Origin of the sequence: Streptomyces sp. NPDC007808 (assembly GCF_042868655.1) — a bacterium.
Lineage (GTDB): Bacteria > Actinomycetota > Actinomycetes > Streptomycetales > Streptomycetaceae > Streptomyces.
Map to the genome: position 1 here is coordinate 149,161 of NZ_JBIAEQ010000004.1, position 26,998 is coordinate 176,158.

General features: G+C 71.6%; 23 protein-coding genes, 2 tRNA genes and 1 pseudogene. 16 read left to right on the plus strand and 10 right to left on the minus strand.

The genetic code is table 11. The features are described from left to right. Positions 1 to 75 precede the first annotated feature (75 nt). The 9 genes from ACFYNL_RS16485 (at position 76) to ACFYNL_RS16525 (ending at position 7,576) form a co-directional block, all read left to right on the plus strand. Positions 76 to 2,193 (plus strand): FtsK/SpoIIIE domain-containing protein, encoded by a 2,118-nt coding sequence (locus ACFYNL_RS16485; RefSeq protein ID WP_388803122.1) that lies wholly within the window; start codon positions 76 to 78, stop codon positions 2,191 to 2,193. Positions 2,194 to 2,397: 204 nt separating this feature from the next. Next, on the plus strand, positions 2,398 to 2,862 hold the full coding sequence (locus ACFYNL_RS16490; protein WP_388803125.1) for a hypothetical protein: 465 nt from the start codon (positions 2,398 to 2,400) through the stop codon (positions 2,860 to 2,862). A gap of 17 nt (positions 2,863 to 2,879) precedes the next feature. Continuing rightward, a complete protein-coding gene (locus ACFYNL_RS16495) occupies positions 2,880 to 3,167 on the plus strand; it encodes a hypothetical protein (RefSeq protein ID WP_388803128.1) in 288 nt (95 codons plus the stop codon). Between the two features lie 15 nt (positions 3,168 to 3,182). Continuing rightward, entirely contained in the window at positions 3,183 to 3,416 is a 234-nt protein-coding gene (locus ACFYNL_RS16500) for a hypothetical protein (RefSeq protein ID WP_388803131.1), read from the plus strand. A gap of 87 nt (positions 3,417 to 3,503) precedes the next feature. After that, positions 3,504 to 4,412 (plus strand): bifunctional DNA primase/polymerase, encoded by a 909-nt coding sequence (locus tag ACFYNL_RS16505; RefSeq protein WP_388803134.1) that lies wholly within the window; start codon positions 3,504 to 3,506, stop codon positions 4,410 to 4,412. Further along, positions 4,409 to 4,765 (plus strand): hypothetical protein, encoded by a 357-nt coding sequence (locus ACFYNL_RS16510; protein WP_388803137.1) that lies wholly within the window; start codon positions 4,409 to 4,411, stop codon positions 4,763 to 4,765. The genes ACFYNL_RS16505 and ACFYNL_RS16510 overlap by 4 nt, the downstream gene beginning before the upstream one ends. Then, entirely contained in the window at positions 4,762 to 5,907 is a 1,146-nt protein-coding gene (locus ACFYNL_RS16515) for a DUF3631 domain-containing protein (RefSeq protein ID WP_388803140.1), read from the plus strand. Before ACFYNL_RS16510 ends, ACFYNL_RS16515 begins: the two co-directional genes overlap by 4 nt. 185 nt (positions 5,908 to 6,092) lie before the next feature. Then, positions 6,093 to 6,293 carry a helix-turn-helix domain-containing protein gene (locus tag ACFYNL_RS16520; protein WP_388803143.1) on the plus strand — a complete coding sequence of 67 codons (201 nt, stop codon included), beginning with the start codon at positions 6,093 to 6,095 and terminating at the stop codon, positions 6,291 to 6,293. Next, a complete protein-coding gene (locus ACFYNL_RS16525; protein ID WP_388803146.1) occupies positions 6,293 to 7,576 on the plus strand; it encodes a tyrosine-type recombinase/integrase in 1,284 nt (427 codons plus the stop codon). The genes ACFYNL_RS16520 and ACFYNL_RS16525 overlap by 1 nt, the downstream gene beginning before the upstream one ends. Before the next feature lie 80 nt (positions 7,577 to 7,656). Here ACFYNL_RS16525 and ACFYNL_RS16530 read toward each other — a convergent pair. Both ACFYNL_RS16530 and ACFYNL_RS16535 read right to left on the minus strand, forming a co-directional pair. Then, positions 7,657 to 7,729, minus strand: a tRNA-Arg gene (locus ACFYNL_RS16530). Positions 7,730 to 7,945: 216 nt separating this feature from the next. Then, positions 7,946 to 8,036, minus strand: a tRNA-Ser gene (locus ACFYNL_RS16535). 209 nt (positions 8,037 to 8,245) lie between these two features. Here ACFYNL_RS16535 and ACFYNL_RS16540 point away from each other — a divergent pair. Continuing rightward, positions 8,246 to 8,752, plus strand: coding sequence for an SSI family serine proteinase inhibitor (locus ACFYNL_RS16540; protein WP_388803149.1), 507 nt, complete (start codon positions 8,246 to 8,248; stop codon positions 8,750 to 8,752). 299 nt (positions 8,753 to 9,051) lie between these two features. Then, a complete protein-coding gene (locus ACFYNL_RS16545; protein WP_388803152.1) occupies positions 9,052 to 13,629 on the plus strand; it encodes a PAS domain-containing protein in 4,578 nt (1,525 codons plus the stop codon). A gap of 58 nt (positions 13,630 to 13,687) precedes the next feature. Here the strand turns inward: ACFYNL_RS16545 and ACFYNL_RS16550 are convergent, their stop codons facing one another. After that, on the minus strand, positions 13,688 to 14,266 hold the full coding sequence (locus tag ACFYNL_RS16550; protein WP_388803155.1) for a TetR family transcriptional regulator: 579 nt from the start codon (positions 14,264 to 14,266) through the stop codon (positions 13,688 to 13,690). Positions 14,267 to 14,420: 154 nt separating this feature from the next. Between ACFYNL_RS16550 and ACFYNL_RS16555 the strand changes: the two genes are divergently transcribed. Further along, on the plus strand, positions 14,421 to 15,626 hold the full coding sequence (locus ACFYNL_RS16555) for an MFS transporter (protein WP_388803158.1): 1,206 nt from the start codon (positions 14,421 to 14,423) through the stop codon (positions 15,624 to 15,626). Between the two features lie 405 nt (positions 15,627 to 16,031). Further along, the gene (locus ACFYNL_RS16560; RefSeq protein ID WP_388803161.1) at positions 16,032 to 17,507 is read left to right on the plus strand and encodes an FG-GAP and VCBS repeat-containing protein; all 1,476 of its coding nucleotides are present in this window, start codon (positions 16,032 to 16,034) and stop codon (positions 17,505 to 17,507) included. Positions 17,508 to 17,649: 142 nt separating this feature from the next. On the opposite strand, the gene ACFYNL_RS16565 is transcribed toward ACFYNL_RS16560, so the two are convergent. The 6 genes and pseudogenes from ACFYNL_RS16565 to ACFYNL_RS16590 form a co-directional block, all read right to left on the minus strand. After that, a complete protein-coding gene (locus ACFYNL_RS16565) occupies positions 17,650 to 19,326 on the minus strand; it encodes a long-chain fatty acid--CoA ligase (RefSeq protein WP_388803164.1) in 1,677 nt (558 codons plus the stop codon). Between the two features lie 129 nt (positions 19,327 to 19,455). Further along, positions 19,456 to 20,016 carry a SigE family RNA polymerase sigma factor gene (locus ACFYNL_RS16570; RefSeq protein ID WP_019754065.1) on the minus strand — a complete coding sequence of 187 codons (561 nt, stop codon included), beginning with the start codon at positions 20,014 to 20,016 and terminating at the stop codon, positions 19,456 to 19,458. 431 nt (positions 20,017 to 20,447) lie between these two features. After that, positions 20,448 to 21,614, minus strand: coding sequence for a lipid-transfer protein (locus ACFYNL_RS16575; RefSeq protein ID WP_388803167.1), 1,167 nt, complete (start codon positions 21,612 to 21,614; stop codon positions 20,448 to 20,450). A 185-nt stretch (positions 21,615 to 21,799) separates the two neighbouring features. Beyond that, a pseudogene (locus tag ACFYNL_RS16580) lies at positions 21,800 to 22,177 on the minus strand (MaoC family dehydratase); the annotation flags it as partial. Beyond that, complete coding sequence (locus ACFYNL_RS16585) at positions 22,174 to 23,094, minus strand: bifunctional MaoC family dehydratase N-terminal/OB-fold nucleic acid binding domain-containing protein (protein ID WP_388804557.1); 921 nt, start codon at positions 23,092 to 23,094, stop codon at positions 22,174 to 22,176. The pseudogene ACFYNL_RS16580 and the gene ACFYNL_RS16585, both read right to left, overlap by 4 nt. Positions 23,095 to 23,451: 357 nt before the next feature. Then, entirely contained in the window at positions 23,452 to 23,778 is a 327-nt protein-coding gene (locus ACFYNL_RS16590; RefSeq protein ID WP_388803170.1) for a hypothetical protein, read from the minus strand. 375 nt (positions 23,779 to 24,153) lie between these two features. Between ACFYNL_RS16590 and ACFYNL_RS16595 the strand changes: the two genes are divergently transcribed. From ACFYNL_RS16595 to ACFYNL_RS16605, 3 genes are all read left to right on the plus strand, one after another. Continuing rightward, positions 24,154 to 25,020, plus strand: coding sequence for a bifunctional DNA primase/polymerase (locus tag ACFYNL_RS16595; protein WP_388803173.1), 867 nt, complete (start codon positions 24,154 to 24,156; stop codon positions 25,018 to 25,020). A 102-nt stretch (positions 25,021 to 25,122) separates the two neighbouring features. Next, a complete protein-coding gene (locus ACFYNL_RS16600) occupies positions 25,123 to 25,554 on the plus strand; it encodes a hypothetical protein (RefSeq protein ID WP_388803176.1) in 432 nt (143 codons plus the stop codon). 327 nt (positions 25,555 to 25,881) lie between these two features. Then, positions 25,882 to 26,253, plus strand: a complete 372-nt coding sequence (locus ACFYNL_RS16605; RefSeq protein ID WP_388803179.1) for an amphi-Trp domain-containing protein — start codon at positions 25,882 to 25,884, stop codon at positions 26,251 to 26,253. A 343-nt stretch (positions 26,254 to 26,596) separates the two neighbouring features. On the opposite strand, the gene ACFYNL_RS16610 is transcribed toward ACFYNL_RS16605, so the two are convergent. Beyond that, positions 26,597 to 26,986 (minus strand): hypothetical protein, encoded by a 390-nt coding sequence (locus ACFYNL_RS16610; RefSeq protein WP_388803182.1) that lies wholly within the window; start codon positions 26,984 to 26,986, stop codon positions 26,597 to 26,599. Between the last annotated feature and the right edge of the window lie 12 nt (positions 26,987 to 26,998).

Consider the following 26,998-nt stretch of genomic DNA (forward strand, 5'->3'; position numbering starts at 1 on the left):
CCTCTTTCCACGGACACGGCCACCCCGGCTCTCCCTCACTCCCGCCCTGTTGGGGCAGTCAGGAGAACTCCCAGCATGTCTGAGAACGTCGTCCACCTCCACAAGCCCACCGACACCCCTGCCGACGACACCGCCCCCACCGTGCTGACCGTCGTCCCGGACGCCCCGCCCGAGCGGCCGGTGCCGCTGTGGGTGCGCTCCGGCCGCGCCATCAAGACCGCCGCCACCCACGAGACCACCAAGACGGTCGTCCGCGCGGCCGCCCGCCATGGGCTCTACACGTTCAACGGGGGCCGGATCGTGGCCCGCCGCGCCTGGGACGGCCGCACGGGCGCCCGCTACGAGCGGATGATCCGCGCGGCGGAAGCCGCGGGGAACAACGAGCTAGCCGAGGAGTGGGAGGAGCGTCTGCAGCGCTTCCGCGACGCTCGCCACCGCCGCCGCATGGACCTGCTGCACTCCCCGGTCGAGGTCGCCAAGGGCGCCGCCGTCGGTGCCGGGATGAGCATCGGCACACTGGTCGCGCTCGGGGTCGTGATGGCCATCAACAACGGCGACGTCAAGGACGTCATCACCCCGCTCGCGGCCACCATCGACTTCATCGCCCTGCTGATCCGGATCGTGCAGGTCGTGTGGGGCCCGGCGCTCACGATCGGCCCGTTCCTCGCCCTGCTCGCCCTGTGGGCCGTCGGCAGCAAGCAGCAAGCCGCACCCCAGTGGGCCCTGCCCGCCAACGCCCGCAGCACCGAGGGCGAGCCCATCACCCCGTCGATCGTCGTCAAGGCCCTGCGCGACCTCGGCATCCCCGCGATGCGCAACGCCATCAAGGAAATGGGCGACGCCGGCGCCTCCATGCTCGGCCCGATCACGATCGCCGGATGCGGCGTCGAGGTCGACGTCACGCTCCCGTCCGGGGTGTCGACCAACGAGGTACAGCAGCGGCGCCGCAAGCTCGCGGAGAACCTCACCCGGCACGAGCACGAGGTGTTCATCACCATCCCCACCGCCGCCCGCACCGTCAGGCTGTGGGTCGCCGACTCCGGCGCGCTCGACGAGCCGATCGGCCCGTCCCCGCTGGTCACCGACGAGACGATGACCGCCGACTACCCCAAGGGCAAGGCCCCGTGGGGCCAGGACCTGCGCGGCGACGCCGCCGCCCTGAGCCTGTATCAGCGCCACCTGCTCATCACCGGCCTGTCCAACCAGGGCAAGACCGTGGCCCTGCGCTCGCTCGCGCTGTGGCTGTCGCTGGACCGGTCCGTTGAGTTCCTGATGGGTGACCTCAAGGGCGTGGGTGACTGGGCCATGTTCGACGGGCTCGCCACCACCCTGATCCAGGGCCCGACGGATGAGCACGTGATCCAGGTGACCGAGATGGTCGAAGGCGCCGTCGACGAGATGAACCGCCGGATCCAGGCACCGCCCGGCACCGTGTTCCCGCCGCTGATCGTGCTGGTCGACGAGGCACAGGTGGCGTTCATGTGCCCGGCCAAGGACGAGGACAAGCGCCCCTACGGCGGCTCGAAGGCCAACTCCCGGTACTTCATGGCCGTCCGCAAGATCCACAACCAGGGGCGTGCGGTCAACGTCCTGATGTGGCAGGGCACCCAGGACCCCACCAACGAGAACCTCCCCAAGCTGGTTCGCGAAGGCGCACACACGCGTGCCTCGCTCGCGCTGGGCACGGAGTCTCAGGCCCGGATGGCGCTCGGGGACAAGGCCGTCGACGGCGGCGCCGCCCCGAACCTGCTGCGCCCGGGCCTGGACCGGGGAACCCTGGTCGTTGCCTCCGACGGCATCACCATCCCGGCCGGACAGTCGTCCATCACGGTGCGCACGCACTACATCGACGACGAGGCCGCCGTGGCCATCACCGACCGCGCCAAGGCGATGCGCGACGGCGTCACCACCCTGCACGCCATCGAACGCGGCGAGGACCGTGACCCGCTTGCCGACATCGCGGCCGTGGTCGGCGACGCGCCCCGCGTGCGCACCAAGGACGTGCTCGCTCGGCTCGCCACGCTGAACACGGACGCCTACGGCGGCTGGTCGTTCATCGACCTCAAGCGCGTCCTGGACGACGCCGGCGCCGAGCCGTACAAGTCCGACGGCGTCATGGTCGTCGCCCGCGACCGCGTCCTGCGCGCCCTCGCCAACCGCGACGCGGACGGTTCCGCTTCCGACGCCGGATGACAGGGAGACGACCCCGCCCGGGGCAGGGAGGCAGGGAGAACTCCCTGAACCCCTCCCTGCCCCGCCTCCCTGCCCCTGACCTGCACGAATGATCACTCAGGGAGGCAGGGAGGCGCCCCAGGTCAGCCCCCTGAAACCCCCTCCACAACGCCCCGGACAGGGGGTGTCTCTGCCTCCCTGACCCGTCTTCGGAAGGGATTCCGCATGTACCCCGAGCACACCCGCCACGCCCCCGCCCACGGGGCCGTGGAAGTCCACCAGCCCACCCCCATCACCCCCGCCGCCGTCCACGCGACGCCGCTCGTTCCCGTCCAGCCGGGCACCGTCCCGGCGATCGCCAGCATCGTCCTGCCGGACGGCCGCGTCGTCACCGGCTACCCCATCGAGCCCGCCAAGCCCGAGCCCATCGCGGCCAAGCCGCCCGTCTCCCGCGCGGCCGTGAACGTCGCCCTTGGAGGCGTCGGATTCCTCGCCGTGAGCGGCGGACTGCTCCTGCTCACCACGTTCATCACCGCTCTGACCGCGCTGATCACCCAGCTCATCACCCTCGCCGCCGTGATCTTCGGCGGATGGATCGCCGTGCAGGTGTTCAGCACGAGCGGCCACCAGGGCGGGACCACGGTCAACATCCGCAAAGCCGTCATCAAGCGCAACAAGTTCTACGGCTGACAAGGAGATCAACACCCGTGATCCGGCTGCGCATTCAGGTCACCCACTGGCCCCGCCGGGCCTTGGTCCTGACCGACACGCCCCGCCCTGACTGCCCCGACTGCGAGGGCGTAGGCGGCATCCCGCACGACTACGGCGACCACAACGGCGAGTACGCCGGCACCGACATCGAGTTCTGCCCCTGCTGGACCGAGTGGCGCAGGGCCCTGCTGCCGCTGCCGCGCCGTCCCCGGTGGCTGCGCCGCCGCGACAGCGGCCGTGACCCGTGGGGGCCCAGCGGCTACAGCAACGAACCGCCCTTCTAACCGGAACGGAGTGCCATGCAGACCCCGCGTGACAACGCCCCCATCCCCAGCGGACCGGTCGAGACGATGCCGCACGGCTGCCTCGGCACCGCAGAACAGCGCGCCGCCCTGCTCGCCGAACTCGAACGCGCCGGCGTCGAACTCGGCACCTACGACCGGGGCATCGTCGACTGGCTCGCCACCTTCGACTACTCGGTCGTGGCCACGCTCGCGAGCCTCATCCGCCGCGCCGCCCACCACCCCCACTAGCTACGCCAAGGGCGGCCCCCCATTCCGCCAAGAACCGGGGCCGCCCTTGCCCGCCAGCATCCATCGAGGGAACTGGAGACATCCAGCATGACCCATGACCCCCGCCCCGCGCTGCTGCGCGCGGCGCTGGACGCCGCCGAACACGGCTGGCACGTCTTCCCGCTGCGCCCCGGCACCAAGCGCCCCGCCCTGCACGGCGAGGCAGCGTGCCCCCGCACCGGCCCCTGCACGGCCGGTCACCTGAAGTGGGAGCAGCGCGCCACCACCGACCCCGGCCGCATTCGAGCCGCATGGACGCGGGAACCGTTCAACGTCGGCATCGCCACCGGCCCCTCGGGGCTGGTCGTCGTCGACCTGGACATACCCAAGGACAAGGGCAGTTCGGACGCGCCTAGCGGCGCGACAACCTTCGCAGCGCTCTGCGAGCGCGCCGGACACGCCGTCCCCGACACCTACCGCACCCGGACCGCGAGCGGCGGTGAGCACCTGTACTTCACCGCCCCCAGCGGTCTCCGGCTGACCAACACGGCAGGAACCATCGGCCAGTTGGTCGACACCCGGGCATGGGGCGGCCACGTCGTCGCGGCGGGCAGCATCACCCCCGCCGGAAACTACGAAGCGCTGTGCGGCCCTGAGGCGGCCGTACTGCCCCCGTGGCTGCAAACCATCCTGCAACCCTCCCCCAAGCCCTCCCAGACCCCTTCAGTGGCCGTATCGACGCAATCACGGCGATATGCGGATGTAGCGCTCGGCAAGGAGACAGCGATTGTGGCGGCGGCCCAAGTCGGCGAGCGCGAAGGGAAGTTGTTCCGGGCGGCGCGCGCCCTGGGACGGTTCGTCGCGTGGGGCGACCTCCCCCGGCACGTGGTTGAGCAGGCTCTTCAGGGGGCGGGCGAGGCGGCCGGACTGTCCGCGTCCGAGTGCCGCTCCACTCTCGGCAGCGCCCTCAACTGGTCCATCGCCCACAACCAGACCAGCAGGCGGGATGCGGCATGAACGCCCCCTCCCGCCCCCGCCTGAAGAGCATCACCGCCGCCCCGACCGGCCTGTCCGCCGCTCAACAGGCTGTGGACACGACGGCCGTGGGCGTGCCGGAAGGCGCCGCCCGTAAGGGCGTCCGAACTGCACTTCGCTCAGACCCCCAGGGCCGCGACGGCCGGTACGTCATCGCGGCCCTGCACATCACGGCACCGCGCGGCGCCACCCCCACAGCCACCTCAAAGTGCCTGTGCGGCTGGGACCGCAGCGCCGTCGGCCACAAGCGAGTGCTCGCCCTCATCGCCGACCACACCACCCACCGCGACACCTGCCCGCTCCGCAACCCCCAGGAACGGAGGACCGCAGCATGACCGACACCATCGACGGCGCGGCCCTGCTCGACGAGGTCGAAGCCTTCCACCGCCGCTTCAACGTCTTCCCCCACGAAGCCGCCTACGTCGCCGTCGCCCTGTGGGACGCACACGCCCACCTGCTCGACTGCTTCGACTCCACCCCGCGTCTGGCGTTCCTGTCCCCGGAGCCGGGCTCCGGGAAGTCCCGGGCGCTGGAGATCGTGGAAACCCTCGTCCCCCAGCCCATGACGGCCGTCAACGCCTCCGCCGCCGCTCTGTTCCGGTCGGTGTCCAACCCGAACGGGCGGCCCACGATCCTGTTCGACGAGATCGATACGGTCTTCGGTCCCAAGGCAGGCGAGAACGAGGAACTGCGCGGGTTCCTCAACGCCGGGCACCGCAGGACCGGGGTCACCTACCGGTGCATCGGCGACGGCGGCAACCAGACCGTGCAGGCCTTCCCGTCGTACGCCGGGGTCGCGGTCGCCGGACTCGGCAACCTCCCCGACACGATCATGACCCGCTCCGTTGTGATCCGGATGCGCCGGCGGGCCCGCAACGAACGCATCGAACCCTTCCGCGCCCGCGTCCACGAGGCAGAAGGGCACAAGCTGCGCGACCGGCTCGCCCAATGGGCCGAACACGCACGAGGGTTCGTCATGGGCGCCTGGCCCGAGATGCCCGACGGGGTCACCGACCGCCCGGCCGACGTCTGGGAACCCCTGCTCGCCATCGCCGACGCGGCCGGGGGCGACTGGCCCGAACGGGCGCGGGCGGCATGCGTGACGCTGGTGACCGCGTCCAAGGCCAACGACAAGGGCAGCCTCGGCATCCGGCTGCTGACCGACCTGCGCGACCACGTCATGGTCGGTATCGACCGCCTGCCCACCGTCGCCATCCTCGACCGGCTCAACGCCCTGGACGACGCCCCATGGGCCGACCTGCACGGCAAGCCGCTCGACAACCGGCGCCTGTCGAGGATGCTCGCGGAGTACATGACGGCCGACAACGAGCCCATCGCCTCCCGCAACATCAAGACTGCCGGGAGCGTCCTCAAGGGCTACTACGCCGCCGATCTCCGGGACGCATGGGCCCGCTACTGCCCCCCACCCCCGGAAAGTCCGCTACCTCCGCTACCCGGCACCCAAAACGGGGGCTGACCAGCAACAACGCGGTAGCGGCAACCCGCCTCGGTTGCCGCTACCCCGCCGCTACCCATCCGCTACCGCTACCCCTTCCCGCTACCTCGAACAGGCCCCTGACCTGCGAGGTAGCGGAGGTAGCGGAAGTAGCGCCCCTCAGAAGGGGGCCTAGGAAGGCCCTTCCGTCTCCCCGGAGGTTCCCCGTGCTTACCGCCGTCCCGAGCGAGCCCCAAGCACTCACCGTTCCGGAGGTCATGACCGCGCTGAGGTTGAGCCGCAGCGCGGTCTACGACCTGATCCGCTCCAGGCAGCTCCGGAGCTACACGTCCGGCCGCGCCCGCCGCATCCCGGTCGATGCCGTCCGCCAGTACATGCAAGTCCGACTTGAGGAGAACGCAGCCTGATGGCCAAGCGACGCGCCAACGGCGAAGGAACGATCACCAAGCGCGCAGACGGCCGCTACCAGGCCGCCGCGTACGTCTACCGTCCCGACGGGACCCGCACCCGGAGGTTCGTCTACGGCAAGACCCGCGACGAAGTCGCCGACAAGCTCACGGAGATGCAGGAGAAGACCCGACAGGGCATCCCTGCCGCTTCGTCCACGATGGCGTTCGGGGACTACCTCACGTACTGGCTCGCGGCCATCGCTTCGGAGCGACTCAAGCCGTCCACGCTCAACAGCTACGAGGGACTCACCCGCCTCTACATCCGCCCCGCGCTCGGCAAGAAGAAGCTGAACCGGCTGACGCCGGCGGATGTACGCCGCTTCCTCACCGAGTACAAGACCGCCTGTCTGTGCTGCCTCCGAGGCGCGGACAAGGAGCGTCCGGAGGACAAGCGTTCCTGCTGCGCCGTCGGACGGTGCTGCAAGCGCCGCCCGTCGGCCCGCACGGTCCAGTACATCCACGCCGTGCTTCGGTCCGCCCTACAGCAGGCGATGCGGGAGGAACTGATCGCTCGGAACGTCGCGCGGATCGTCGAAACGCCCACCGTCACACCCAAGGAGGTGCGTCCACTGAACGCCGCTGAAGCCCGCCTACTCCTCAAGACCGCCCGGTCCCACCGCCTCTACGCCCTGTGGCTCCTGCTCGTGTCGACCGGCTTGCGCCGGGGTGAGGCTCTCGCGCTCACGTGGTCTGACGTCGACCTCACGAACGGTCAGCTCCGCGTCCGGCGGAACGTGCAACGCATCCGGCGGGAGCTGATCTTCGGCACACCCAAGACCGCACGGTCGATCCGCACGGTTCCCCTGCCGAAGCACTGCGTGCGAGCACTCACGCAGCACCGTGACCAGCAGGAACGGGAACGCAAGGTCGCGGGCAAGAAATGGCAGCCCACACCAGGCCAGCCGGACGGGCTGGTCTTCACCACGGTGACCGGTCGCGTCACAGACCCCCGGAGCCTGAACCGCATGCTGACCATCCTGTGCAGGGACGCCCACGTGCACCGCGTGCGGGTGCACGACCTCCGGCACACATGCGCATCGCTCCTGCTCGCCCAGGGTGTCGACGCCCGCACGATCATGGAGACGCTGGGGCACAGCACGATCACCATGACGCTGGACACCTACGCGCACGTGATGGACACGACGCTGAGGGCCGCCGCCGAGCAGATGGACGACGCCCTCAACCTCGACGAGCCTGACGGGAAATCGGAGGGCGAGACGGAGCCGGACTCCGAGGACTGAGCGCCGTTTCCGACCGCGTTGATGTCAACCGCTGATGTCAAAGGCCCCTTGGGATGATCCCAAGGGGCCTTTGACCTGTGTGCACTCGGCAGGATTCGAACCTGCAACCTTCTGATCCGTAGTCAGATGCTCTATCCGTTAAGCTACGAGTGCTTGTTCTGTTTTTTCGCCGCTCCCGGCCCTTTCGGCCCGCTCGCGGCGACAGGAAGAACATTACATGACCGGCGCCGCCATGTGAAATCCGTTTGGCGCACCCCTTGTGACCTGCGGAAATGCCTCTGAAGGGCTGGATGCGGCGGGAGCGGCGTGAGGGGGCGGCGGGGAACGACGAAGCCCCGGTCCAGGGGACCGGGGCTTCGTGACTCGGCGCGGAGGCGGAGGGATTTGAACCCTCGATGGGCTTTAAGGCCCAAACCGCATTAGCAGTGCGGCGCCATAGACCGGACTAGGCGACGCCTCCAGCACAGCCGCTCGCGCGAGCGCGATCGGTGCGTGCAGATGATGACACAGTCGAGCGGGGTGTCACCAATCGACGTCCACGGTACTAGGCAGGCGGGCCGCAGGGCAAAGCCCTTCCCGGCGTGCTGCGAGGTCTTCGGGACGCAAGGAGCGGGTTCGAGGCGGGGCCGCGGGCCGCAACGTCCGCGGGTGTGCGGCGTTGGTCAGGTCATGTTGCAGGTCAGTCGTTCCACCAGGGACGGGCGTCTTCGGCGGGTGCTCCTCGTCGCCGCCTCCCTCGTCGTCGCCGCCTCCGCCTCCGCCACGCCCGCCTCGGCGTACGCCCCGGCCGCGCCGCTGCCTCTCACGCCCCCGTCCCTCCCCGACCCCCACCGCTCCGGCGACCACCTCACCATCACCGTCCGCGACGCGGGTGACGGCGCCGACGGGACCTACGAGCTGTACTGCCACCCCGAAGGCGGCACCCACCCGGACCCCGCCGGCGCCTGTGCCGCGCTCGACCGCGGCACCCGGTGGGGCAAGGACGCCTTCGCCCCCGTACCGGAGGACAGCCTGTGCACCATGCAGTACGGGGGGCCGGCCACCGCCCATGTCACCGGGACCTGGGCGGGGCGTCCGGTGGACGCCCGGTACGACCGCGGTGACGGGTGCCGGATCGGCCGGTGGGACCGGCTCGTGCCGGTCCTGCCCGATCTGGGGCAGGAGGGGCGGCCGTAGCCCCGGCGCGGGAAGCAGGGGCTCCGGTACGCCCTCGTACAGGTTTCCAAAGGGGAAGCACCGGCTCCGTAAATGTCCCGCGAAGGTCTCGCGAAAGCGGAAGGCAGCTGGCGGGACGCCGGAGGCACGTCTGTACAGGCGGTCATACGTTCTGGGTCACTTCGTCGTGCGACCTCCCTCTCATCCGGCGTCGCGAGCGCAATCCCAGCCCTTAGACTCCCTCGCGTGACACGCTGCGGGCCGGTTGGCAAGATGGCCCGAGCGGTCGGCAAGGTGCGGTAACAGGGAGGAAGCGTCTCGTGAGCAGCAGGCCATCCCGAGGCGCTGCTCGCCTCGCAGCCATACTCGACGCGCTGCCTGACGCGTTGGTGCTGGTCAACGCCAATGGGACCGTCGTCAACGCCAACACCATCGCCCTGGAGACCTTCGAGGCGCCCGGGACCGCTCTGGTCGGGCGCGGGCTGCTCGATCTGCTGCCGCACTTCGACTCCAAGCTCATCCCGGGGTCCATGCGCCGCCCCGACCACATGGACCCGCAGGGACGGACCAAGCCGACCCGGATGATGGCCCGGCGCACGGACGGCGGCGAGTTCCCGGTCGAGGTCACGTCCGCGAATCTGGAGAACGGCCAGCAGGCCTACGACGGTTACGGCTACACGGGTGACGAGCTGCTCATGCTCGTCGTACGGGACCTCTCCGGGACCGTCGACACCGAGGCCGAGCTGGCCCGTTCGCAGCGGCAGACCGAGATGATCCTGCGGGCGGCCTCCGAAGGCGTCGTGGGCACCGACACCGACGGGCGGATCGTCCTGGTCAATCCGGCCGCCGCTCAGATACTGGGTTATCGGGCCAGTGACCTGGGCGGACGCGAGCTGCACACGCTCGTCCTCCACTCGCGGGCCGACGGCTCGCCCTTCCCCTACGAGGAGTCCGCGCTCGCCGACACCCTGCGCTCCGGGCGCAAGCACCGGGTCCGCGGGCAGGTGCTGTGGTCCAAGGGCGGCGACAAGGTGTCCGTCGACCTGACGACCGCGCCCGTGCGCGACGGCGACCAGCTCGTCGGCGCCGTCATGACCTTCGCCGACCGGCGGCCCTACGACGCCCTGGCCCAGGAGAAGGACGCCGCGCAGAAGCGTCACGAGGAGGAGCTGGAGCGCCTCACCGAGGAGCACGCCTCCGAGCTGACCGCCCTGCGGCAGAAGCACGTGACCGAGATCGAGGAGCTCCAGGAGCGGCACCAGGAGGAGCTCGCCGCCGGTGAGGAGCGGTACGCCGCGCTCGGGGAGCGGGAGAAGGACCGGTACGAGGCGCTGGCGGGGCGGCACGAGCAGCTGCTGACCCTGCTCGGGAGCTCGCTGCGCGGGCCGCTCGACGAACTGCGCCGGGAGCTGGCCGCGCTCGCCGCGGACGACGCCGGGCAGTTGTGGCCCGAGGCCAACCAGGTGCTGCACCACCTGTCGGCCGGCTACTCGCGGATCACGACGCTGATCGACAACGTCCTGCAGTACCAGCTGCTCGACTCCGGTGGCGAGGGGGTCTCCCGTACGAAGGTGATGCTCGACGCCGTCGTCGCCGCGGGCGTCGAGGGGGCCGTCGAGCTGATCGGGCCGGGGCGGGTGCAGTTCGCCGTGCACGCGCCGCCCATCGAGGCCGAGGTCGACCCGCAGCGCCTCGCGACCGCGCTCGCGCATCTGGTCGCGGATGTCGCCGGTGTCGACGCGACCGGCAACTCGCCCGTGTCGGCGGGCGGTTACCTGGACAACACCGTCGTCGTCGCGGCGGCGCAGCGCGGCGAGGTCGTACGTATCGAGGTGCGCGGGCCGTACGCCGGCGGAGACCCGGTGCACGAGCCGATCGTGCGCGGGATCGTGCGGGCCCACGGCGGGGTGCTCCAGACGCACGAGGTGCCCGGGATGAGCGGCAGCGCGTACGTCCTGGAGGTGCCGATCGGCGGTGGGGCCGGGTCCGTTGCCGCCGTCCCCGACGAGGCCGCTGCGGCTGTGACCGGTGACCCCGCCGATGACGGAGCCGGGAGCGCCGTGGCCGTCGTGGCTGCCGAGCAGGGTGCCGGGGGCGGGCGGCGACGCGCCCGGCGGTCCTCCGTCGACGCGTTCCTCGACAGCGACACGCCCGGCGCCGACGGCGAGGAGGGCGGCTCGGTGGCCGCCGACGCCGAGGGCACCACGCCCACCGGCCGGCGGCGCAGGCGCGCGGCCGTGTCGGAGCTCCCGCAGGGTGCGGGTGACGGCGGGGAGGCCTCCGGCGGGACCGGAAGGCGACGCGGACGACCGGCCGAGGACGCGGCGGACGGTGTCGCCGAGGGCGCCGTCGTCACCGCCGCCGAGCATGCCGCGGGAGCCGCGGCCGTCGGCAACGGGCTGGGCGGGACCGTACCGCCGCAGGGAGTGCCCACGCCCACCGGGCGACGCGCCCGGCGGGACGGCGGGGAGCAGCACGCGTTGCCGCCCGCACTTCCCGCGGCCGGTGACGGCGTCCAGTCGGCCCCCGGGGCCGGTACGGCCGAGGGTGCTCAGCAGAGCGGCGGTGCGCAGCCGACCGGGCGGCGCCGGCGTGCCCTGGCCGCGGCGTCCGAGCGTGCTGCCGCGCAGGCCCAGGACGCGGGAGCCCGCAAGGTCTTCGCGCTGCCGCCCGCCGAGGCGGACCGTGCCGCCGCGGGTGGAGCGGAGGGACCGGGCAGCGCCGGGGCGGCTGCGGCCGCCGCGCCGGGCTCGGTGACGCCTCCGGCGGTGCCTGTCGATCCGGCTGCCGCGGTCGCGGCCGTACCGATCGTTCCGGGGCAGGCTCCGGGACCGGTTCCCGGGCAGAATCCGGTTCCTGTTCCTGTGCCCGTTCCGGTTCCGGTCGGTGTTCCGGTCGCGGGGCAGGAGCCGGCTGCTGTGCCGCCTCAGGCGGAGGTTCCGGGGCAAGTCGCGGTTGCGGGACAGGCTCAGGTTGCGGGGCAGGCTCAGGTTCCGGGGCAAGTCGAGATGCCGGGGCAGGCTCAGGTTCCAGGGCAGGCCCAGATTCCGGGGCAGGCCCAGGTTCCGGGGCACGGTGTGCCCGGGGACGTGGTCGTCGACGAGGGGCGGCACGATGCCGTGCCGCACGACCAGGCCGAGGACCACACCCCGCCGCAGCCGCATCCGACGAGTGCGCCGACCGGACGTAGGCGGCGCGCCGTGGCCCAGCCGCCGGAAGCCGCCGGGACGGCCGCGCAAGGAGTGCAGGGAGTACAGGGAGTAGAGGGCCAGGTGGCTCCCGAGCAGCCGGTGCCGGTGCCTCAGCCGGTCCCCGGTCAGCCCGCCTCGGTGCAGCCGGTTCCCGACGCGCCCCTTCCCGCCGGGGCGACCCCCGGGCAGGGCACCCCACCGCAGGGTGTCCCGGCACAGGGCACCCCGGCCCAGGGCGTCCCCGCGCCGCAGCCGTGGCCCGCCGCCGACGACTCCTCCGGAGCCGGGGCTGCCGTGCCGGTGAACGGCGCCGCCGCCCCCGTACCGCCGCAGCCGAACGCCCCGCAGCAGGCCACGCCTCCGCCCGCGGCGCAGCCCGCATCCGGCACGCCTGCTCCGGGCACCCCGCTGCCCCCCGAGATGCCGGCGCAGGCGCCCGCCGCCCAGCAGCGCGCGGCTCAGCCCCTTCCCGCCGAGGCCGCGGCTCCCGCCGCGCCGGCCGCGCCGGCCGCCGCTGTCGACCCGAACTCGACGCAGGGTCGGGCGATCAGTGTGCGGACGTTGGGGCAGGGGGTGCCGTTCACGCGGCAGGCGGCTCAGGTGCAGCAGGCCGCCCAGCCGTCGGCCACGCCGCCCCCGCACCAGACGAGCGGCGGTGGCCGACGCCGCAAGCTGGGTACGCCGCCCGACCCCGCCGCGCGGGCGGGTGCCTCGACGGAGCAGGCGGCGCGGCCGCATCCGCCGGCCGAGCAGCCGGTGCCGGCACAGCCCGTTCCGGCGCCGCCGCAGCCGTCGCTCGGCGGACAGCCCCAGGCCTCGTCGGCCGGTCAGTCGCGGCTGTCACCGATGACCGAGGGCGCCGGACGGTCGTACGCCATAGGCGCCCCCGACGAGAACGCCGCCGAGGGCCCCGAGCCGCTGGACGGTCCGGGCGGGGCCGTCGAGGTCGCCGACACCCCGCGTCCGCAGCCGATGGACGACGAACTGCCGCCGGAGCCGCTGGACAACCCGCGGCGGCTGCTGGTGTGGCCGGCGCCGGACGTGACGACCCAGCAGGCGCTCAGCGACCGCGGCTACCGGCCGGTCATCGTGCACTCGCGGGAGGAGGTCGACGCGCAGATCGCGGCGTTCCCGGCCGCGCTGTTCGTGGACCCGTTGACGGGGCCGATCACACGGACCGCGTTGCAGTCGCTGCGGCAGGCGGCCGTCGCGGCCGAGGTGCCGGTGATGGTGACGGCCGGGCTCGGACAGGCGTCGCGGGAGGCGGCGTACGGCGCCGACCCCGCCGTACTGCTGAAGGCGCTCGCGCCCCGGGACAGCGAGCAGCACCCGCCGCGCGTGCTGCTCATCGAGGAGCACGCGGAGATCGCGTTGGCGCTGACCGCGACGCTGGAGCGGCGCGGGATGCAGGTGGCGCGGGCCGCGAGCGACGCCGACGCGGTGGTGCTGGCGGGTGACTTCCGGCCGAACCTGGTCGTGATGGACCTGATGCAGGTACACCGGCGCCGGGCCGGCATCGTGGACTGGCTGCGCGCGAACGGGCAGCTCAACCGCACCCCGCTCGTCGTCTACACGGCCGCCGTCGACCAGGCCGACCTGCCGCGGCTGGCCTCCGGCGAGACGGTGCTGTTCCTGGCGGAGCGGTCCACCAGCGGCGAGGTGCAGTCGAGGATCGTCGACCTGCTGTCGCGGATCGGGACCAACTGACGCAGGCGGGTGCGGAGGCGGGCGCGCGGTCGGCCCGCCTCGCCGCGCTCGACCCGTCTCAACGTGCGACGAGCCTGCGCGCCGCCTCCTTGACGGAGGCGCGCAGGCGTTCGCGGTCGTCGTCCTCGCCGCCCACCAGGATGCGGCTCATCTGCGGTACGACGGTGGCCCAGTTGGCCATCGCGACCAGCAGGAACAGCAGGTCCTGGGCCGGGATCGCGTCGGTGACCACGCCACGGTCCTGGCCGTCCCGGACGGCGGCGACCTTGTGGGCGTAGTGGGCCTGCCGCTCGGTCTCGTCGGGGAGTTCGGCGGTGCCGTACTGGATGCCCTCCCAGTAGAGGAGGCGCAGCAGTTCGGGGTGGGCGGCGTGGTAGTCCATCAACCGGTCGAGCCAGCCCTCGATGTCGTCCGTGTCGACGGGGACGGCCGCCGCGAGGTCGACCATGCACCGGCCGAGGACCTTGGAGAACAGCTCCGCCTTGTTGCCGTAGTAGGCGTAGATCAGCTGCTTGTTGGCCTTCGCCTCGGCCGCGATGCGGTCGACGCGGGCACCCGCGATGCCGTACCGGGCGAACTCGGCCACGGCCGCGTCGAAGATCCGGGCCTTGGTGGCCTCGGGGTCCCTTACTCCCATGGGGTTCAGGGTAGCGGGGCAGGTAACCAACTGTTTGGTTGACGGGAAGGAGTGAAGGACGCACACTGGTCGGACGTTATCCAACCAACTAGTTAGTTGCTAGAGCGGACTCAAAGGGGTCACTCCTCTCATGTCGTCGTCGATACCGTCAGCGATGCCGTCAGCACACACCAACCCGCAGGTCGGGCCGGCACGTCGGCCCACGGACCCGTCCGCCGGCGTGTCCCGCCTCTTCCTCCCCCTCATCGCGCTGTGCTCCGCGGTCACGGCCGCCAACATCTACCTCGCGGCCCCCCTGCTCGCCGACATCGCCGCGGACTTCGGCACCGAACCCTCGGCCGTCGCCTGGATCGCCTCCGTCGCGCAGTTCGGTTACGCCGCCGGCCTGCTCTTCTTCGCCCCGCTCGGCGACCGGGTGAGCCGACGCCCGCTGGTCGCCGGCCTGTCGCTGGCCACGACGGCGGCCCTGGCCGTGGCTGCCGCGGCGTCCGGTACCACCGCGCTCGCCGCCGCGGTCCTCGTCGCCTCCGCCGCCACCGTCGTCCCGCAGCTCCTCGTCCCGCTGGTCGCCGAACGCGCCCCCGCCGACCGCCGAGCCCGCCATGTCGCGGCCGTCATCGCCGGGCTCTTCACCGGCATCGTGGCGGCCCGTGTCCTCGGCGGTCTGGCCGGGCAGGCCTTCGGCTGGCGGTGGGTGTTCGCCGGGGCGGCGGCCCTCACCGCCGTGCTCGGTCTGCTGACCGCGACGGTCCTGCCGGCCGAACGCCCTCGCCGCACCGGCGGCCTCTTCTCGGGCCTCACCTCGATGCCGGGCCTGGTGCGCCGCTCACCCGACCTGTGGCGCGCCTGCGTACGACAGGCCGGCATGTACGGCGCCTGGAGCGCCCTGTGGACGACCCTGACCCTGCTGCTGACGGGTGAGCCGTACGGCCTGTCGACCGCCACCGCCGGTCTCTTCGGCCTGTTCGGACTGGCGGCGAGCGTCGTGGCCCCGCTCGCGGGCGGCCTGGTCGACCGGTTCGGCGCCGCACGTGTCGTACGGTCCGCGTATCTGCTCGCCGCCGTCTCCGTACCGCTGTTCTGGCTGGGCGGGCAGGTGATGGGCGCCCTGTTCGTGGCCGCCGTCGCCGTCCACGCCGCGCTCGTCGCCTCGCACGTCGCCAACCAGACCCTCGCCCTGACGACCACGACCTCCCCCGCGACCGCCAACAGCGCGTACGTCGTCGCCGGTTTCGCGGGCGGCGCCACCGCCTCGGCCCTGGCGGGGGTGGCTTTCAGCCACTGGGCGTGGGGTGGTGTGTGCGCGGTGGCGGGCGTCTGGCTGGTCCTCGGCTGGGTGACCACGGCCGTGCGGCGGTAAGCGGGCGGGCGCGGTGGTGGTGCCGAACGGACGCGGCGGTGATGCGGGCGGGTACGGCGGTGATGCCGGGAGGCGCGGCAGGGGTGCGGGCGTGTACGGCGGTGATGCCCAGAGGCGCGGCAGAGGTGCGGGCGGGCACGGCGGTGATGCCCGGAGGCGCGGCAGAGGTGCGGGCGGGCACGGCGGTGATGCCGGGAGGCGCGGCAGAGGTGCGGGCGGGCACGGCGGTGATGCCCGGTAGTGCGGGCGGACGGGCCGGCAGGCGGGCAGGCAGGCAGGCAGGCAGAGGTGCCGGTGCCCGTGGAAAATCCCGTCACCCGTACAACCGTCGCCCCCTGCCGCAGGTCTCTTTCAAGCCACACCGCCCCACCCACGCCCTCACGGGCCAAGCGCAGGGAACGCCGTATGTCCCGTATGCACAGACGCATCCGACTCGCCCTCGCCACCACCGTCGGCCTCGCGCTGACCGGTGGCCTGATCGCCGCCACCACCGGACCGGCCGGTGCCGCCACGGCCTCCGCGGCCTCGGCCGGCACTGCCGGCAGCGGACCGGGCGGCGACTTCAACGGGGACGGTTACCGTGACATCGCCGTCGGCGTCCCCGACGGGACCGACGGTTACACGAACGCCGGCTGGGTCGCCGTCGTCTACGGCACGTCCGCCGGGATCGACCCCGCCAAGCGCAAGATCCTCACGCAGTCCGGGAGCGTCAACCCGGGCGCGCCCGAGGGCGGCGACCAGTTCGGGGCCGCGTTCTCCGTGGCCGACTTCGACGGCGACGGCTACAGCGACCTCGCGGTCGGCGCCCCCGGTGAGACGTACAGCCCGAACGCGAACCAGGGCTCGGTCACCCTGTACTGGGGCGGTCCGGGCGGGCTCGGCTCCTCCGCGGCGATGGTCAAGGACCCGGTGGCCCACGACGGCAACAGGTTCGGCGGCGCCCTGACCACGGGTGACTTCGACGGCGACGGGCACACCGACCTGGCCGCCTACAACGCCCTGCTGTCCACGGTCTCGGTGCTGAAGGGCCCCTTCACCCGCTCGGGCGCCTGGACCTCCTCCGCCACCGTGACGCTGCCGACGTCCTCGGCGTACGCCACCGGCTTCCTGTCCGCCGGAAACGTCTCCGGCGACGCCGCGGACGACCTCGTCGTGCAGTACCGGGCGATACGCGGCGGCACCCAGAGCGCCTGGTACTTCGAAGGGTCGGCATCGGGAACGGGGCTGGTGCGCAAGGCGATGCTGCCGCACACGCACACGTCCGCGATCGGGGACATCGACGGCGACGGCTACGACGACATCGTGGTGGCCGACGCCTACGAGTCGCTCGCGCTCGGAGGGGCCCTCTGCGTCCTCTACGGCGGCACGGACGGACCCGCCGCACCCGTCCCGCTCAACCAGAACTCGCCCGGCGTGCCGGGCGCTTCGGAGAGCGGGGACCGGTTCGGGGCCTCCCTGTCCGTCGCCGACGTGACCGGCGACGGCTATGCGGACGTCGCCGTCGGCGTCCCCGCCGAAAACCTCGGCAGCCTCACCGACGCGGGGTCGATCGTCCTGCTGCGCGGCTCGGCCACCGGCGTCGCCGGCAGCGGCCACCAGACCGTCAGCCAGAACACCTCCGGCATCCCCGGCACCGCCGAGAGCAAGGACCGCTTCGGCTCCTACGTCCTGCTCTCGGACATCGACGGCAACGGCAGGGCCGACCTCACCGCGGCCGCGATCGGCGAGGTGCCCCCGAGTTCGAGCACGGCTGCCGGCGCGGTGTGGCGGCTGCGCGGCACGTCGGCCGGTTTCGGCAGCACCGGGGCGCTGAGCTTCGGAAGCTCGGCGGTCGGACGGGCGGCATCCGACGCGCCCTTCGCACAGGCGCTGGGCGGCTGAGAGCTGAGGGCTGAGGGCGACGCTGGGCGCGTGAGGCAGAAGAACGCCGGGCCAGGGTGGCTTCCCTGGCCCGGCGTACGACGTTCTCGTGACCGCACCGGCGTCAGTACCGCGCCTCGCGCCTCACAGCCGCACGGGCGCTTCAGAGCCGGGTGACGTCCAGGTCGCCCTCCGCGTACTGTCTGCGCAGCACCTTCTTGTCGAACTTGCCGACGCTCGTCTTCGGGACCGCCTCGATGACCGTCCAGCGCTCCGGCAGCTGCCACTTGGCGATCTTGCCCTCGTCGGCGAGGAAGGCGCGCAGGGTCTCGAAGTCGGCGGAGGCGCCCTCCTTGAGGACGACCGTGGCCAGCGGGCGCTCGCCCCACTTGTCGTCGGGGACGGCGACCACGGCGGCCTCGGCGACGGCCGGGTGGGACATCAGGGCGTTCTCCAGCTCGACCGAGGAGATCCACTCGCCGCCGGACTTGATGACGTCCTTGGCACGGTCGGTGAGGGTGAGGAAGCCGTCGGCGGAGATGATGCCGACGTCACCGGTCTTCAGCCAGCCGTCCTCGCTGAACTTGTCGGCGGGACGCAGCGGTTCGGCATCGGGCCCGTTGTAATAGGCGCCCGCGATCCAGGGGCCGCGCACCTCCAGCTCGCCGGCCGATTCGCCGTCCCACGGGAGGCGCTCACCGCCGGGGCCGGTGAGACGGGCCTCGACGCCCGCCGGGAAACGGCCCTGCGTGAGCCGGTACGCGAACTCCTCCTCCGTACCGACCACATGGGCCGGTGGACGGGCGATCGTGCCGAGCGGGGAGGTCTCCGTCATGCCCCAGGCGTGGCAGACCCGCATGCCGAGCTTGTCGAACGCCGCCATGAGCGCGGGCGGACAGGCCGAGCCGCCGATCGTGACCTGGCCGAGGGTGGAGACGTCCCGGGGCCTGGCGGTGAGCTCGGCGAGCAGACCCTGCCAGATGGTGGGCACGGCGGCCGCGTGGGTCGGCTTCTCGCCCTCGATCATCTCGGCGAGGGGCGCGGGCTGCAGGAAGCGGTCCGGCATCAGCATGTTGACGCCGGTCATGAAGGTGGCGTGCGGCAGGCCCCAGGCGTTCACATGGAACTGGGGGACCACGATCAGCGAGGTGTCCTGGTCGGTCAGACCCATCGACTGGGCCATGTTCACCTGCATGGAGTGCAGGTAGACCGAACGGTGGGAGTAGACGACGCCCTTGGGGTCGCCGGTGGTGCCGGAGGTGTAGCACATGGCGGCGGCCTGGCGCTCGTCCAGCTCCGGCCAGTCGTACGTCGTCGGCTTGCCGGCGATCAGCTCCTCGTACTCGTGCACCTGCGCGGTGGCACCCGCGAGCAGCGAACGATCACCGGGCCCCGACACCACCACGTGCTCGACCGTCTTGAGATGCGGGAGCAGCGGGGCGAGCAGGGGCAGGAGCGAACCGTTGGCGATGACGACCCGGTCCGCCGCGTGGTTGACGATCCAGGCGAGCTGCTCGGCGGGGAGGCGGAGGTTGAGGGTGTGCAGGACCGCGCCCATGGAGGGGATCGCGAAGTAGGCCTCGACGTGCTCGGCGTTGTTCCACATCAAGGTCGCGACCCGCGCGTCGCCGGACACGCCCAGGTCCTCACGAAGAGCGTGCGCCAGCTGCGCCGCCCGGGCACCGACCTCGGCGAAGGAACGACGATGCGGCTCCGCCTCGCCCGTCCAGGTGGTGACCTGCGATGTTCCGTGGATCGTCGACCCATGGGTCAGGATCCTGGAGATCAACAGCGGTACGTCCTGCATGGTGCTCAGCACGGCGTCCTCCCGGGGCGACATTGCCAACGCGGTGGTAAAGGTTGCGCAGATTCTGCGCGCATACCGCGCGGTATGTCACTAGGCACGGGCGATCGATCATGTCACGTTGCGTTCAAGCGGCCGTGCCGGTAACGGGCCGTACCTCCTCCGCTAGCGGACCAGCCCCAGCTCAGGGTCCTCGCGCAGCTTCCCGAGCGCTCGTGAGACGGCCGACTTCACCGTGCCGACGGACACCCCGAGCACCTCGGCCGTCTGGACCTCGCTGAGGTCCTCGTAGTACCGCAGCACCACCATCGCCCGCTGCCGCGCCGGCAACCGCATGATCGCGCGCCACATGGCGTCGTGCAGCGCCTGCTGCTCCGCCGGGTCGTCGTCGCGGCCGGGCAGGGGCTCCGGCTCGGGCAGCTCGTCGCAGGCGAATTCGTCGACCCTGCGCTTACGCCACTGGGAGGTCCGCGTGTTCAGCAGCGCCCTGCGCACATAGCCGTCGAGCGCACGGTGGTCCTGGATGCGCTCCCAGGCGACGTATGTCTTGGTCAGCGCGGTCTGCAGCAGGTCCTCCGCGTCACTGGGGTTCGCGGTCAGCGACCGTGCGGTACGCAGCAGCACTGGCTGGCGAGCCCGCACGTACGACGTGAAGGAGGGGTACGTCGCGTTCGGAAGGGACCGCGTCGCGGCGTCGGAGGCGCTGGTGCAGACGGGTGTGGTCATGGCTCCACGCTATGAGCGGCCCCTGCTTCGGCGGATCGGCCGCAAGTGCCGAAGCGACGTCCGCCTCAGGTTGTAGGGGTGGGCCTCACTCCACCTCCTGAAGGTGGACGAGGGGGTGACATCTCCTGCGGGATCACCCCTGGGGGTCGGCCTCCCGCGGCCGACTCACCTCAGCCTCCCGCGGCCGACTCACCTCAGCCCCCCGCGGCCGGCCCCCGCCGACCCCCGCAGCCGACCCGGGCCGGTCGCCTGCGGCCAAGCCGGGCCAGTCGCCTGCGGCCAAGCCGGGCCAGTCGCCCGCAGCAACCCGTGTCGGCCCACCCCTGGTCTGCCCGCGCACCTCGCCAGCCCCGTGCCCACCTGGCCAGCCCGCGCACCTCGCCAGCCCCATGCCCACCTGGCCAGCCCGCGCACCCCTGGTCCAGCCAGCGTCAGCCGCCCGCGGCAAGCACCAGCCCCGATGTCGGCACGCCCGTGCCCGCCGTCACCAGCACGCGCTCGGCCCCGGGTATCTGGTTCACGGACGTACCCCGCACCTGCCTGACTCCCTCCGCGATTCCGTTCATCCCGTGCAGATACGCCTCCCCCAGCTGCCCTCCGTGCGTGTTGATCGGCAACCGCGCCTCACGCACGAAGTCGCCGCCCGCCCCCCTTTCGCAGAACCCGAACTCCTCCAACTGCATCAACACGTACGGCGTGAAGTGGTCGTACAGGATCCCCACGTCGATCTCCCCCGGCCCCAGCCCCGCCGTCCGCCACAGCTGCCGTGCCACCACGGCCACCTCCGGCAGGCCGGTGAGCTCGTCCCGGTAGAAACTCGTCATCTGCTCCTGCCCTCGGGCCGCGCCCTGGGCCGCTGCGGCTATGACCGCGGGCCGGTGCGGCAGGTCCCGCGCCCGGTCGACGGATGTGATGACGAGCGCCTGGCCGCCGTCCGTCTCCTGGCAGCAGTCCAGCAGCCGCAGCGGCTCGACGATCCAGCGCGAGGTCGCGTGGTCGTCCAGGGTGATCGGTCTGCCGTGGAAGTACGCGGCCGGGTTGGTCGCCGCGTACGCACGGTCCATCACGGCCACCTGCCCGAAGACCTCCGGCGTCAGCCCGTAGGTATGCAGATAGCGCTGGGCCGCCATCGCCACCCAGGAAGCCGGCGTGAGCAACCCGAACGGCAGTGACCACCCGAGCGCCACGCCCTCCGCCGACGGCTGCCGGTGCTGCACCCCCGAGCCGAACCGCCGCCCCGACCGCTCGTTGAACGCCCGGTAGCAGACCACGACCTCCGCCACCCCCGTCGCCACGGCGAGCGCCGCCTGCTGGACGGTCGCGCAGGCCGCGCCGCCGCCGTAGTGGACGCGGGAGAAGAAGGACAGTTCACCCATGCCGCAGGCCTGGGCCACGGTGATCTCCGGGCTGGTGTCCATCGTGAAGGTCACCAGCCCGTCCACGTCCCCCGGCCTCAGTCCCGCGTCGTCCAAGGCCGCCCGCACCGCCTCCACGGCCAGCCGAAGCTCACTGCGTCCGGAGTCCTTGGAGAACTCGGTGGCCCCGACACCCACGATCGCCGCCTGCCCGGCCAGGGCGTCCCGCCGCCGGGCACTCATGCCGGGCCTGCCGATGGCGCGCTGGGGTCTTCCGGTGGTCCGGTGGTCGCCATGCCCGGCGGCGGGGTCGGCGCCACTGGGGGAGCGGTCACCGCCGAGTCCCCCGGTGGGATCGGCGCAGCCGGTGAGACGGTCACCGGCCTGTCCGCCCGTGCGGTGGACGCCAGTTCCGGTGCCGGTGCCGGTGGCACGGTCACGGTCACGGTGCCGGTCACGTGTCTGCCGATGTCGTTCGCACCGATCACTCTCACCGTCGCCGTGTCACCGTCGATCTTCTCGATCGTCCCCCGCAACACCATCGTGTCTCCCGGGTGGTTGGGCGCCCCGAGCCGTATGGCCACCCTGCGCAGAACGGATGTCGGTCCGAAGTGGTCGGTGACGTAGCGGCCGACCAGGCCGTTGGTCGTCAGGATGTTCATGAAGATGTCCGGGGAGCCCTTCTTCCGGGCCAACTCGGCGTCGTGGTGCACGTCCTGGTAGTCCCGCGAGGCGATGGCCCCGGCGACGATCAGCGTGCGGGTGATCGGGATCTCCAGAGGGGGCAGTTCGTCACCGGCGTTCACGCGACCTCCTCCCGCCCGCGGAAGACCGGGAGCACCAACTCGTCGTCGTACGCCTGAAATTCCAGTCGCACCGGCATGCCGATCCGCACCTTGTCGTACGGGACCCCCACCACGTTGCTGATCATTCGCACGCCCTCGGCCAGCTCGATCAGCGCGACCGCGTAGGGCGGGTCGAACGCCGGGAAGGGCGGATGGTGCATCACGACATACGAGTAGACGGCTCCCTCGCCGCTCGCCTCGACCGTGTCCCAGTCCGGGCTGCCGCAGGCGTTGCACCCTGGCAGCCAGGGGTGGCGCGGGGTGCCGCAGCCGGTGCAGCGCTGGATGAGCAGGGTGTGCCGCCGGACGCCCTCCCAGAAGCCGGCGTTGTCACGGTTGACGACGGGGCGCGGGCGGGACGGTGTCTGGCGCGCGCTCGACCGCCGGGCCTGACGGACGGGTGCGTACTTGAGAATCCGGAAGCGGTGGGTGCCCGCCAGGTCGGGGCCGGCGCGGACGTCCATACGGGTCGTGACGAAGTAGCCGGTGCCGAGCTTCGTCGTCTTCTTCTCCGACACCGACTCGATCACCGAGTCGAAGGTGATCTCGTCCCCCGGCCGTAGGGGCCGTAAGTACTCCTGCTCGCAGTCGGTGGCGACCACCGAGGTGTAGCCCGCCTCGTCGAGCAGATCGAGCAACTCCTCGTACGCGTGCGCCCGATCCGTGTGACCGCGGAGGCCGGCCATGGTCCACGCCTGGAGCATGGTGGGCGGTGCGATGGCGTCCGGACCCTCGTAGGCCGGGTTGGTGTCGCCCATCGCCTCGCACCAGTGCCGGATCATGGGCGCGTTCACCGGGTCCCTGCCCGCGCGGGCCACGGCGGCGGACCGCCCCTCGTAGGCCTTCAGACGCGCACCGAACTCGTCGCGTGCCGCCACCTCGTGGCTCACCACCGGCTCGTCGCTCACCGTCGCCCCCTCGTCCCGTCGGCCTCGTAGTCCACAGCGCATCGCACTGACACTTCTGGTACACCGCGGCCACCGATCCGGTTCCCACGACTTTCCGGGGAGTTCCACGAGGCACGGGCGCAACGCTCGGAATCGGGGCCTGGAGGTTTCTGACTGTCCGTCAGACAATACGCACTGTCAAGCCCGCCGAACCGCTCGCGGGCGCGCCGAAAACGCCTGCGCGGCGGCACCGAAGTACCGCCGCGCAGACGCGCTACACCCCACAACGCACACCCCACACACTTCCGAGGGGGCCGATGCTGAGCACGGGGCACCGACCCCCTCAGCTCACCACCACAGCGGCGTGAAGTTGACCGCCGCGTTGTCGTTGCCCTGGTTGACGGCCGTGAACGCCGAGCCGTTGACCTGTGCGGTGTTGCTCTGGTTCGAGGCGCCGGAGCCGGTCGCCTGCTGCTGGGTGGTGGACGAGGTGCCGTAGTTGTCGCCGCCGACCCCGCTGCCCACGAGGCCCTGGGCGGCATTCGTGACGGCCGCGCTGGATCCGTCGTCCGCGAAGGCGCCGTTGTCCGCCGCCGCGACGCCGGCGAAGAGGGCGGCGGCCAGCGGGAGGGCGGAGACGGCGGCGATGACGCGGGCGGTACGGATGCTTGCCATGTTGTTCCTCCAGAACAGGTGCGCCCAGGCTCCCCGCCGGACGCATAGGTGGTGCATGAAGTACTGCTCGTTCCCAGGCAGTTGGCCGGCCGCCCGGTGTCCTGCACGACGTCGCGAGATCAACGTTGCCCACCGAATCCCTGGCGAACCACCCCGGAAGCCCCCATTCCCCCTGAAGCGTGATGACAAGTCGATAAACCCCTTTCGCCACTTCCTGGGTCCGAGTCAGGGCGGTACGGACAACTCAAACCCAACCCCCACCAGGGATGAAGCGTTCCTGCGCACTTCCGCCCAAGCTCCGCGAACCGGAGAGCCACCCGGCACCACCCGACCGTTCCCCTTTCCTTTTTCGAACGCGTGTACGAAAATAGAGTCATGGCCACCACCGACCGGCAGGCCACGACGCTGGCCCTCGCACATGCCCTGTCAGCCGCCGAACGCGGCCTGGCCGTCATCCCCCTGTCCCGGACGAAGCTCCCGGCCCTGCGCTCCCCCCACCGCGACGACCCCCGTCCCACGCCCTGCCACGGTGAATGCGGCCGCTTCGGGCACGGCGTCTACGACGCCTCCACCGACCCCGTCCGCATTCGCGAGCTGTTCGCCGCCGCCCCGTGGGCGACGGGTTACGGCATCGCCTGCGGCCTGCCCCCGCACCACCTGATCGGCATCGACCTCGACACCAAGTCCGGTACGGACTCCTCGGCCGCCCTGCGCGAACTCGCACTGCGCCACCTGTTCACGATCCCGCCCACCGTCGTCGTCCTGACCCCCAGTGGCGGTCGCCATCTCTGGCTCACCGGCCCACCCGACGTCGTCGTCCCCAACTCGGCGGGCCGCCTCGCGCCCGGCATCGACATCCGGGGCGCCGGCGGCTACCTGGTCGGGCCCGGCTCGCGTACCGACCACGGCGTCTACGGCACCGCTCCCGGCACGTCCCACATCGTGCCCGCGCCCTGCCCTCGCGCCCTCCTGCGCCTTCTGCTCCCCCCGCCCCGCACGCACCACCCCACGCCCCCGTCGGCCGGCGGCCACGGACAGGGACTCGTCCAGTTCGTGCTCGCCGCCCACGAGGGCCAGCGCAACACCCGTCTGTTCTGGGCGGCCTGCCGCGCCTACGAGGACGGCATCGGCCCCGCCCTGGTCGCTCCCCTCGTCGAGGCCGCCCTCAACACCGGCCTGACCGAACGCGAGGCCCGCGCGACGATCGCGTCGGCGGCACGGCTGACAGGGCACCGCCCCTGACGCAGGGACAACGGCACGGCGGGCCATGAAACCGCGAACAGCGGCACAGCAAGCCCAGAAATTCACGGGAGCTCGATGCACCACCGCCCTAGAGTGCCGACCATGTCGCTGACCCGCATCGTCCTCACCTCCGGCCGCTCATTGGACCTGTCCGAGCTGCGGCTCTCCTCGACGTACGGCGGAATGCTGGAGGGCTACCCGTGCAAGCCGGTCAACGACATGACGATCAAGAGCCTCGTCCACGCCGCTGAGCGCGCCCACCCCACCACTCCGGTCCACCTCGTCCCGCCGCCGCGCGAGTATCCCGACCAGTACGCGGGCGCCTTCGGCCCGGTCGAGGTGCTGCCCGCGGTGGCCTGCGTCGGCGCCTTCCGCTCCACGGCCCTCGAACCCGACCACGACCCGGTCCTCTACCGCTCGGCCCTCACGATCATCTGGTTCCAGCCCACCGCGCACGTGCCGTCCGGCTGTGACGCGGAGGAGGCGCTGCGGGAGGTCGCGTGGGAGGAGCTGGCACGGGATTACGAGCTTTAGCCCGCCGAGGCGGCGCACGACGGGGACCCTGCCGGGCACAGAAAACGGCTTGTCGCGGAGGGGATCCCCTGTGCCGTGGTCGGGCCATGAGGCGCTTCCCGACGCGAGCTGACGCGCCGGCGGTTCGACCTGACGTGGCCGTGCCGACCATCGCATGGCTGAGCTGACACATCGGCTGGTGGTGGGGCGCGGCCACGGACCCCCTACGGCGACGTACACCGCAGGGGTCCCTGGCGAAATGAGCGGGACGAGCGAGATGTCCGATAAGACAAATAGCGCCAAAATGGGCACTACCGGCTCTTACTGCTGCCCTGATCGGAGAACGCCATGTCCGACCTCAAGCTCGAACAGAAACGCTCGCTGTCCCGCCAGGAGGCGGCTGACCAGCTTGAGGCCCTGGCGGCCGCGTTGAGGCAGGGCGGGGAGGCGGAACTGAAACTCGATCCCTGGAAGCTGAGCCTGCAGATCCCCGGCGATCTTCACAGCGAGATCGAGGTCGAGGTCGGCGACGGGGAGATCGAGCTGGAGATCGAGTTCAAGTGGCCGACCGGCCCGACCCCCCGGGCAACGCCGTCGGAGGAGGAGGCGCAGGACACCCCGAAGGCCGGAGGCGGGCGCAAGAGCGCCGCCCCCGCTCCCGCGCGAACCCGCTCCGGCACGGGCAGAGCCGGCAAGCGGACCGCCCCGAAGAAGTCCTGAGCCGGGCACGTCCCTTCACATGCGGCATCATCCACGCGCCCGACGGACGAGTCCGCACTGCGCGCCGGAGCGAGCCAGAGGGCGATCCACCCCATCTCCGGACGACAGCCGCGGCCGGACATGCCAACGGCCCCTGCCGATTGACCTGGTCAGGGGCCGTTCGCCTGCGGTGGGTGTGGGATTTGAACCCACGGTGACTTGCGCCACGACGATTTTCAAGATCTTTCGGTGGTCGGGCGGGATCTGCGCTCCCACGCAGGTCAGGCCAGCGAAACCGGGCCGCCCCAGTCGCAGCCGTGCATGTCGTGCCCTGTACGTGCCCCAAGCGCACGATCGTGTCCGCTCAGCCGCCAGTCACGGCGGGAACGATCACTGCGGCGACAGCTGACAGCAGCCCTCCCACGGCGAGAACGCCATTGAACTTCTCTTTGGCCGTTGGAAACACGGAGCGCGTCACGTTCCCAACCTTGCTGCGCAGAACGATCATCTTGAGCTTCTGCCACCTGTGCTGACGTTTCGAACACCCCATCAGCACGCCATAGGCATTGTTGCGGCAGTAGGTCTGCCCGTCTCGGTTAACCGCTCCACACCAGACCGGCACCTGGAAGGCGGCATAAAGCGAGACGCCGAGTGACAGAGCCACGATCACCTGCAAGGCCCATTGCTGGCTCCAGGCAACGACCAAGGCAGCAGCCACCATGTAGCCCCAGTACAGACGCACTACTTTCCCCATGGACACGCAGAG

What these genes read in the sequence shown, in the direction of transcription:
- ACFYNL_RS16485 (WP_388803122.1), top strand. Translation starts at nt 76, where the DNA reads ATGTCTGAGAACGTCGTCCACCTCCACAAGCCCACCGACACCCCTGCC.
- ACFYNL_RS16490 (WP_388803125.1), top strand. Translation starts at nt 2,398, where the DNA reads ATGTACCCCGAGCACACCCGCCACGCCCCCGCCCACGGGGCCGTGGAA.
- ACFYNL_RS16500 (WP_388803131.1), top strand. Translation starts at nt 3,183, where the DNA reads ATGCAGACCCCGCGTGACAACGCCCCCATCCCCAGCGGACCGGTCGAG.
- ACFYNL_RS16505 (WP_388803134.1), top strand. Translation starts at nt 3,504, where the DNA reads ATGACCCATGACCCCCGCCCCGCGCTGCTGCGCGCGGCGCTGGACGCC.
- ACFYNL_RS16510 (WP_388803137.1), top strand. Translation starts at nt 4,409, where the DNA reads ATGAACGCCCCCTCCCGCCCCCGCCTGAAGAGCATCACCGCCGCCCCG.
- ACFYNL_RS16515 (WP_388803140.1), top strand. Translation starts at nt 4,762, where the DNA reads ATGACCGACACCATCGACGGCGCGGCCCTGCTCGACGAGGTCGAAGCC.
- ACFYNL_RS16525 (WP_388803146.1), top strand. Translation starts at nt 6,293, where the DNA reads ATGGCCAAGCGACGCGCCAACGGCGAAGGAACGATCACCAAGCGCGCA.
- ACFYNL_RS16540 (WP_388803149.1), top strand. Translation starts at nt 8,246, where the DNA reads ATGTTGCAGGTCAGTCGTTCCACCAGGGACGGGCGTCTTCGGCGGGTG.
- ACFYNL_RS16550 (WP_388803155.1), bottom strand. Translation starts at nt 14,266, where the DNA reads ATGGGAGTAAGGGACCCCGAGGCCACCAAGGCCCGGATCTTCGACGCG.
- ACFYNL_RS16555 (WP_388803158.1), top strand. Translation starts at nt 14,421, where the DNA reads ATGCCGTCAGCACACACCAACCCGCAGGTCGGGCCGGCACGTCGGCCC.
- ACFYNL_RS16560 (WP_388803161.1), top strand. Translation starts at nt 16,032, where the DNA reads ATGTCCCGTATGCACAGACGCATCCGACTCGCCCTCGCCACCACCGTC.
- ACFYNL_RS16565 (WP_388803164.1), bottom strand. Translation starts at nt 19,326, where the DNA reads ATGTCGCCCCGGGAGGACGCCGTGCTGAGCACCATGCAGGACGTACCG.
- ACFYNL_RS16570 (WP_019754065.1), bottom strand. Translation starts at nt 20,016, where the DNA reads ATGACCACACCCGTCTGCACCAGCGCCTCCGACGCCGCGACGCGGTCC.
- ACFYNL_RS16575 (WP_388803167.1), bottom strand. Translation starts at nt 21,614, where the DNA reads ATGAGTGCCCGGCGGCGGGACGCCCTGGCCGGGCAGGCGGCGATCGTG.
- ACFYNL_RS16590 (WP_388803170.1), bottom strand. Translation starts at nt 23,778, where the DNA reads ATGGCAAGCATCCGTACCGCCCGCGTCATCGCCGCCGTCTCCGCCCTC.
- ACFYNL_RS16595 (WP_388803173.1), top strand. Translation starts at nt 24,154, where the DNA reads ATGGCCACCACCGACCGGCAGGCCACGACGCTGGCCCTCGCACATGCC.
- ACFYNL_RS16600 (WP_388803176.1), top strand. Translation starts at nt 25,123, where the DNA reads ATGTCGCTGACCCGCATCGTCCTCACCTCCGGCCGCTCATTGGACCTG.
- ACFYNL_RS16605 (WP_388803179.1), top strand. Translation starts at nt 25,882, where the DNA reads ATGTCCGACCTCAAGCTCGAACAGAAACGCTCGCTGTCCCGCCAGGAG.
- ACFYNL_RS16610 (WP_388803182.1), bottom strand. Translation starts at nt 26,986, where the DNA reads ATGGGGAAAGTAGTGCGTCTGTACTGGGGCTACATGGTGGCTGCTGCC.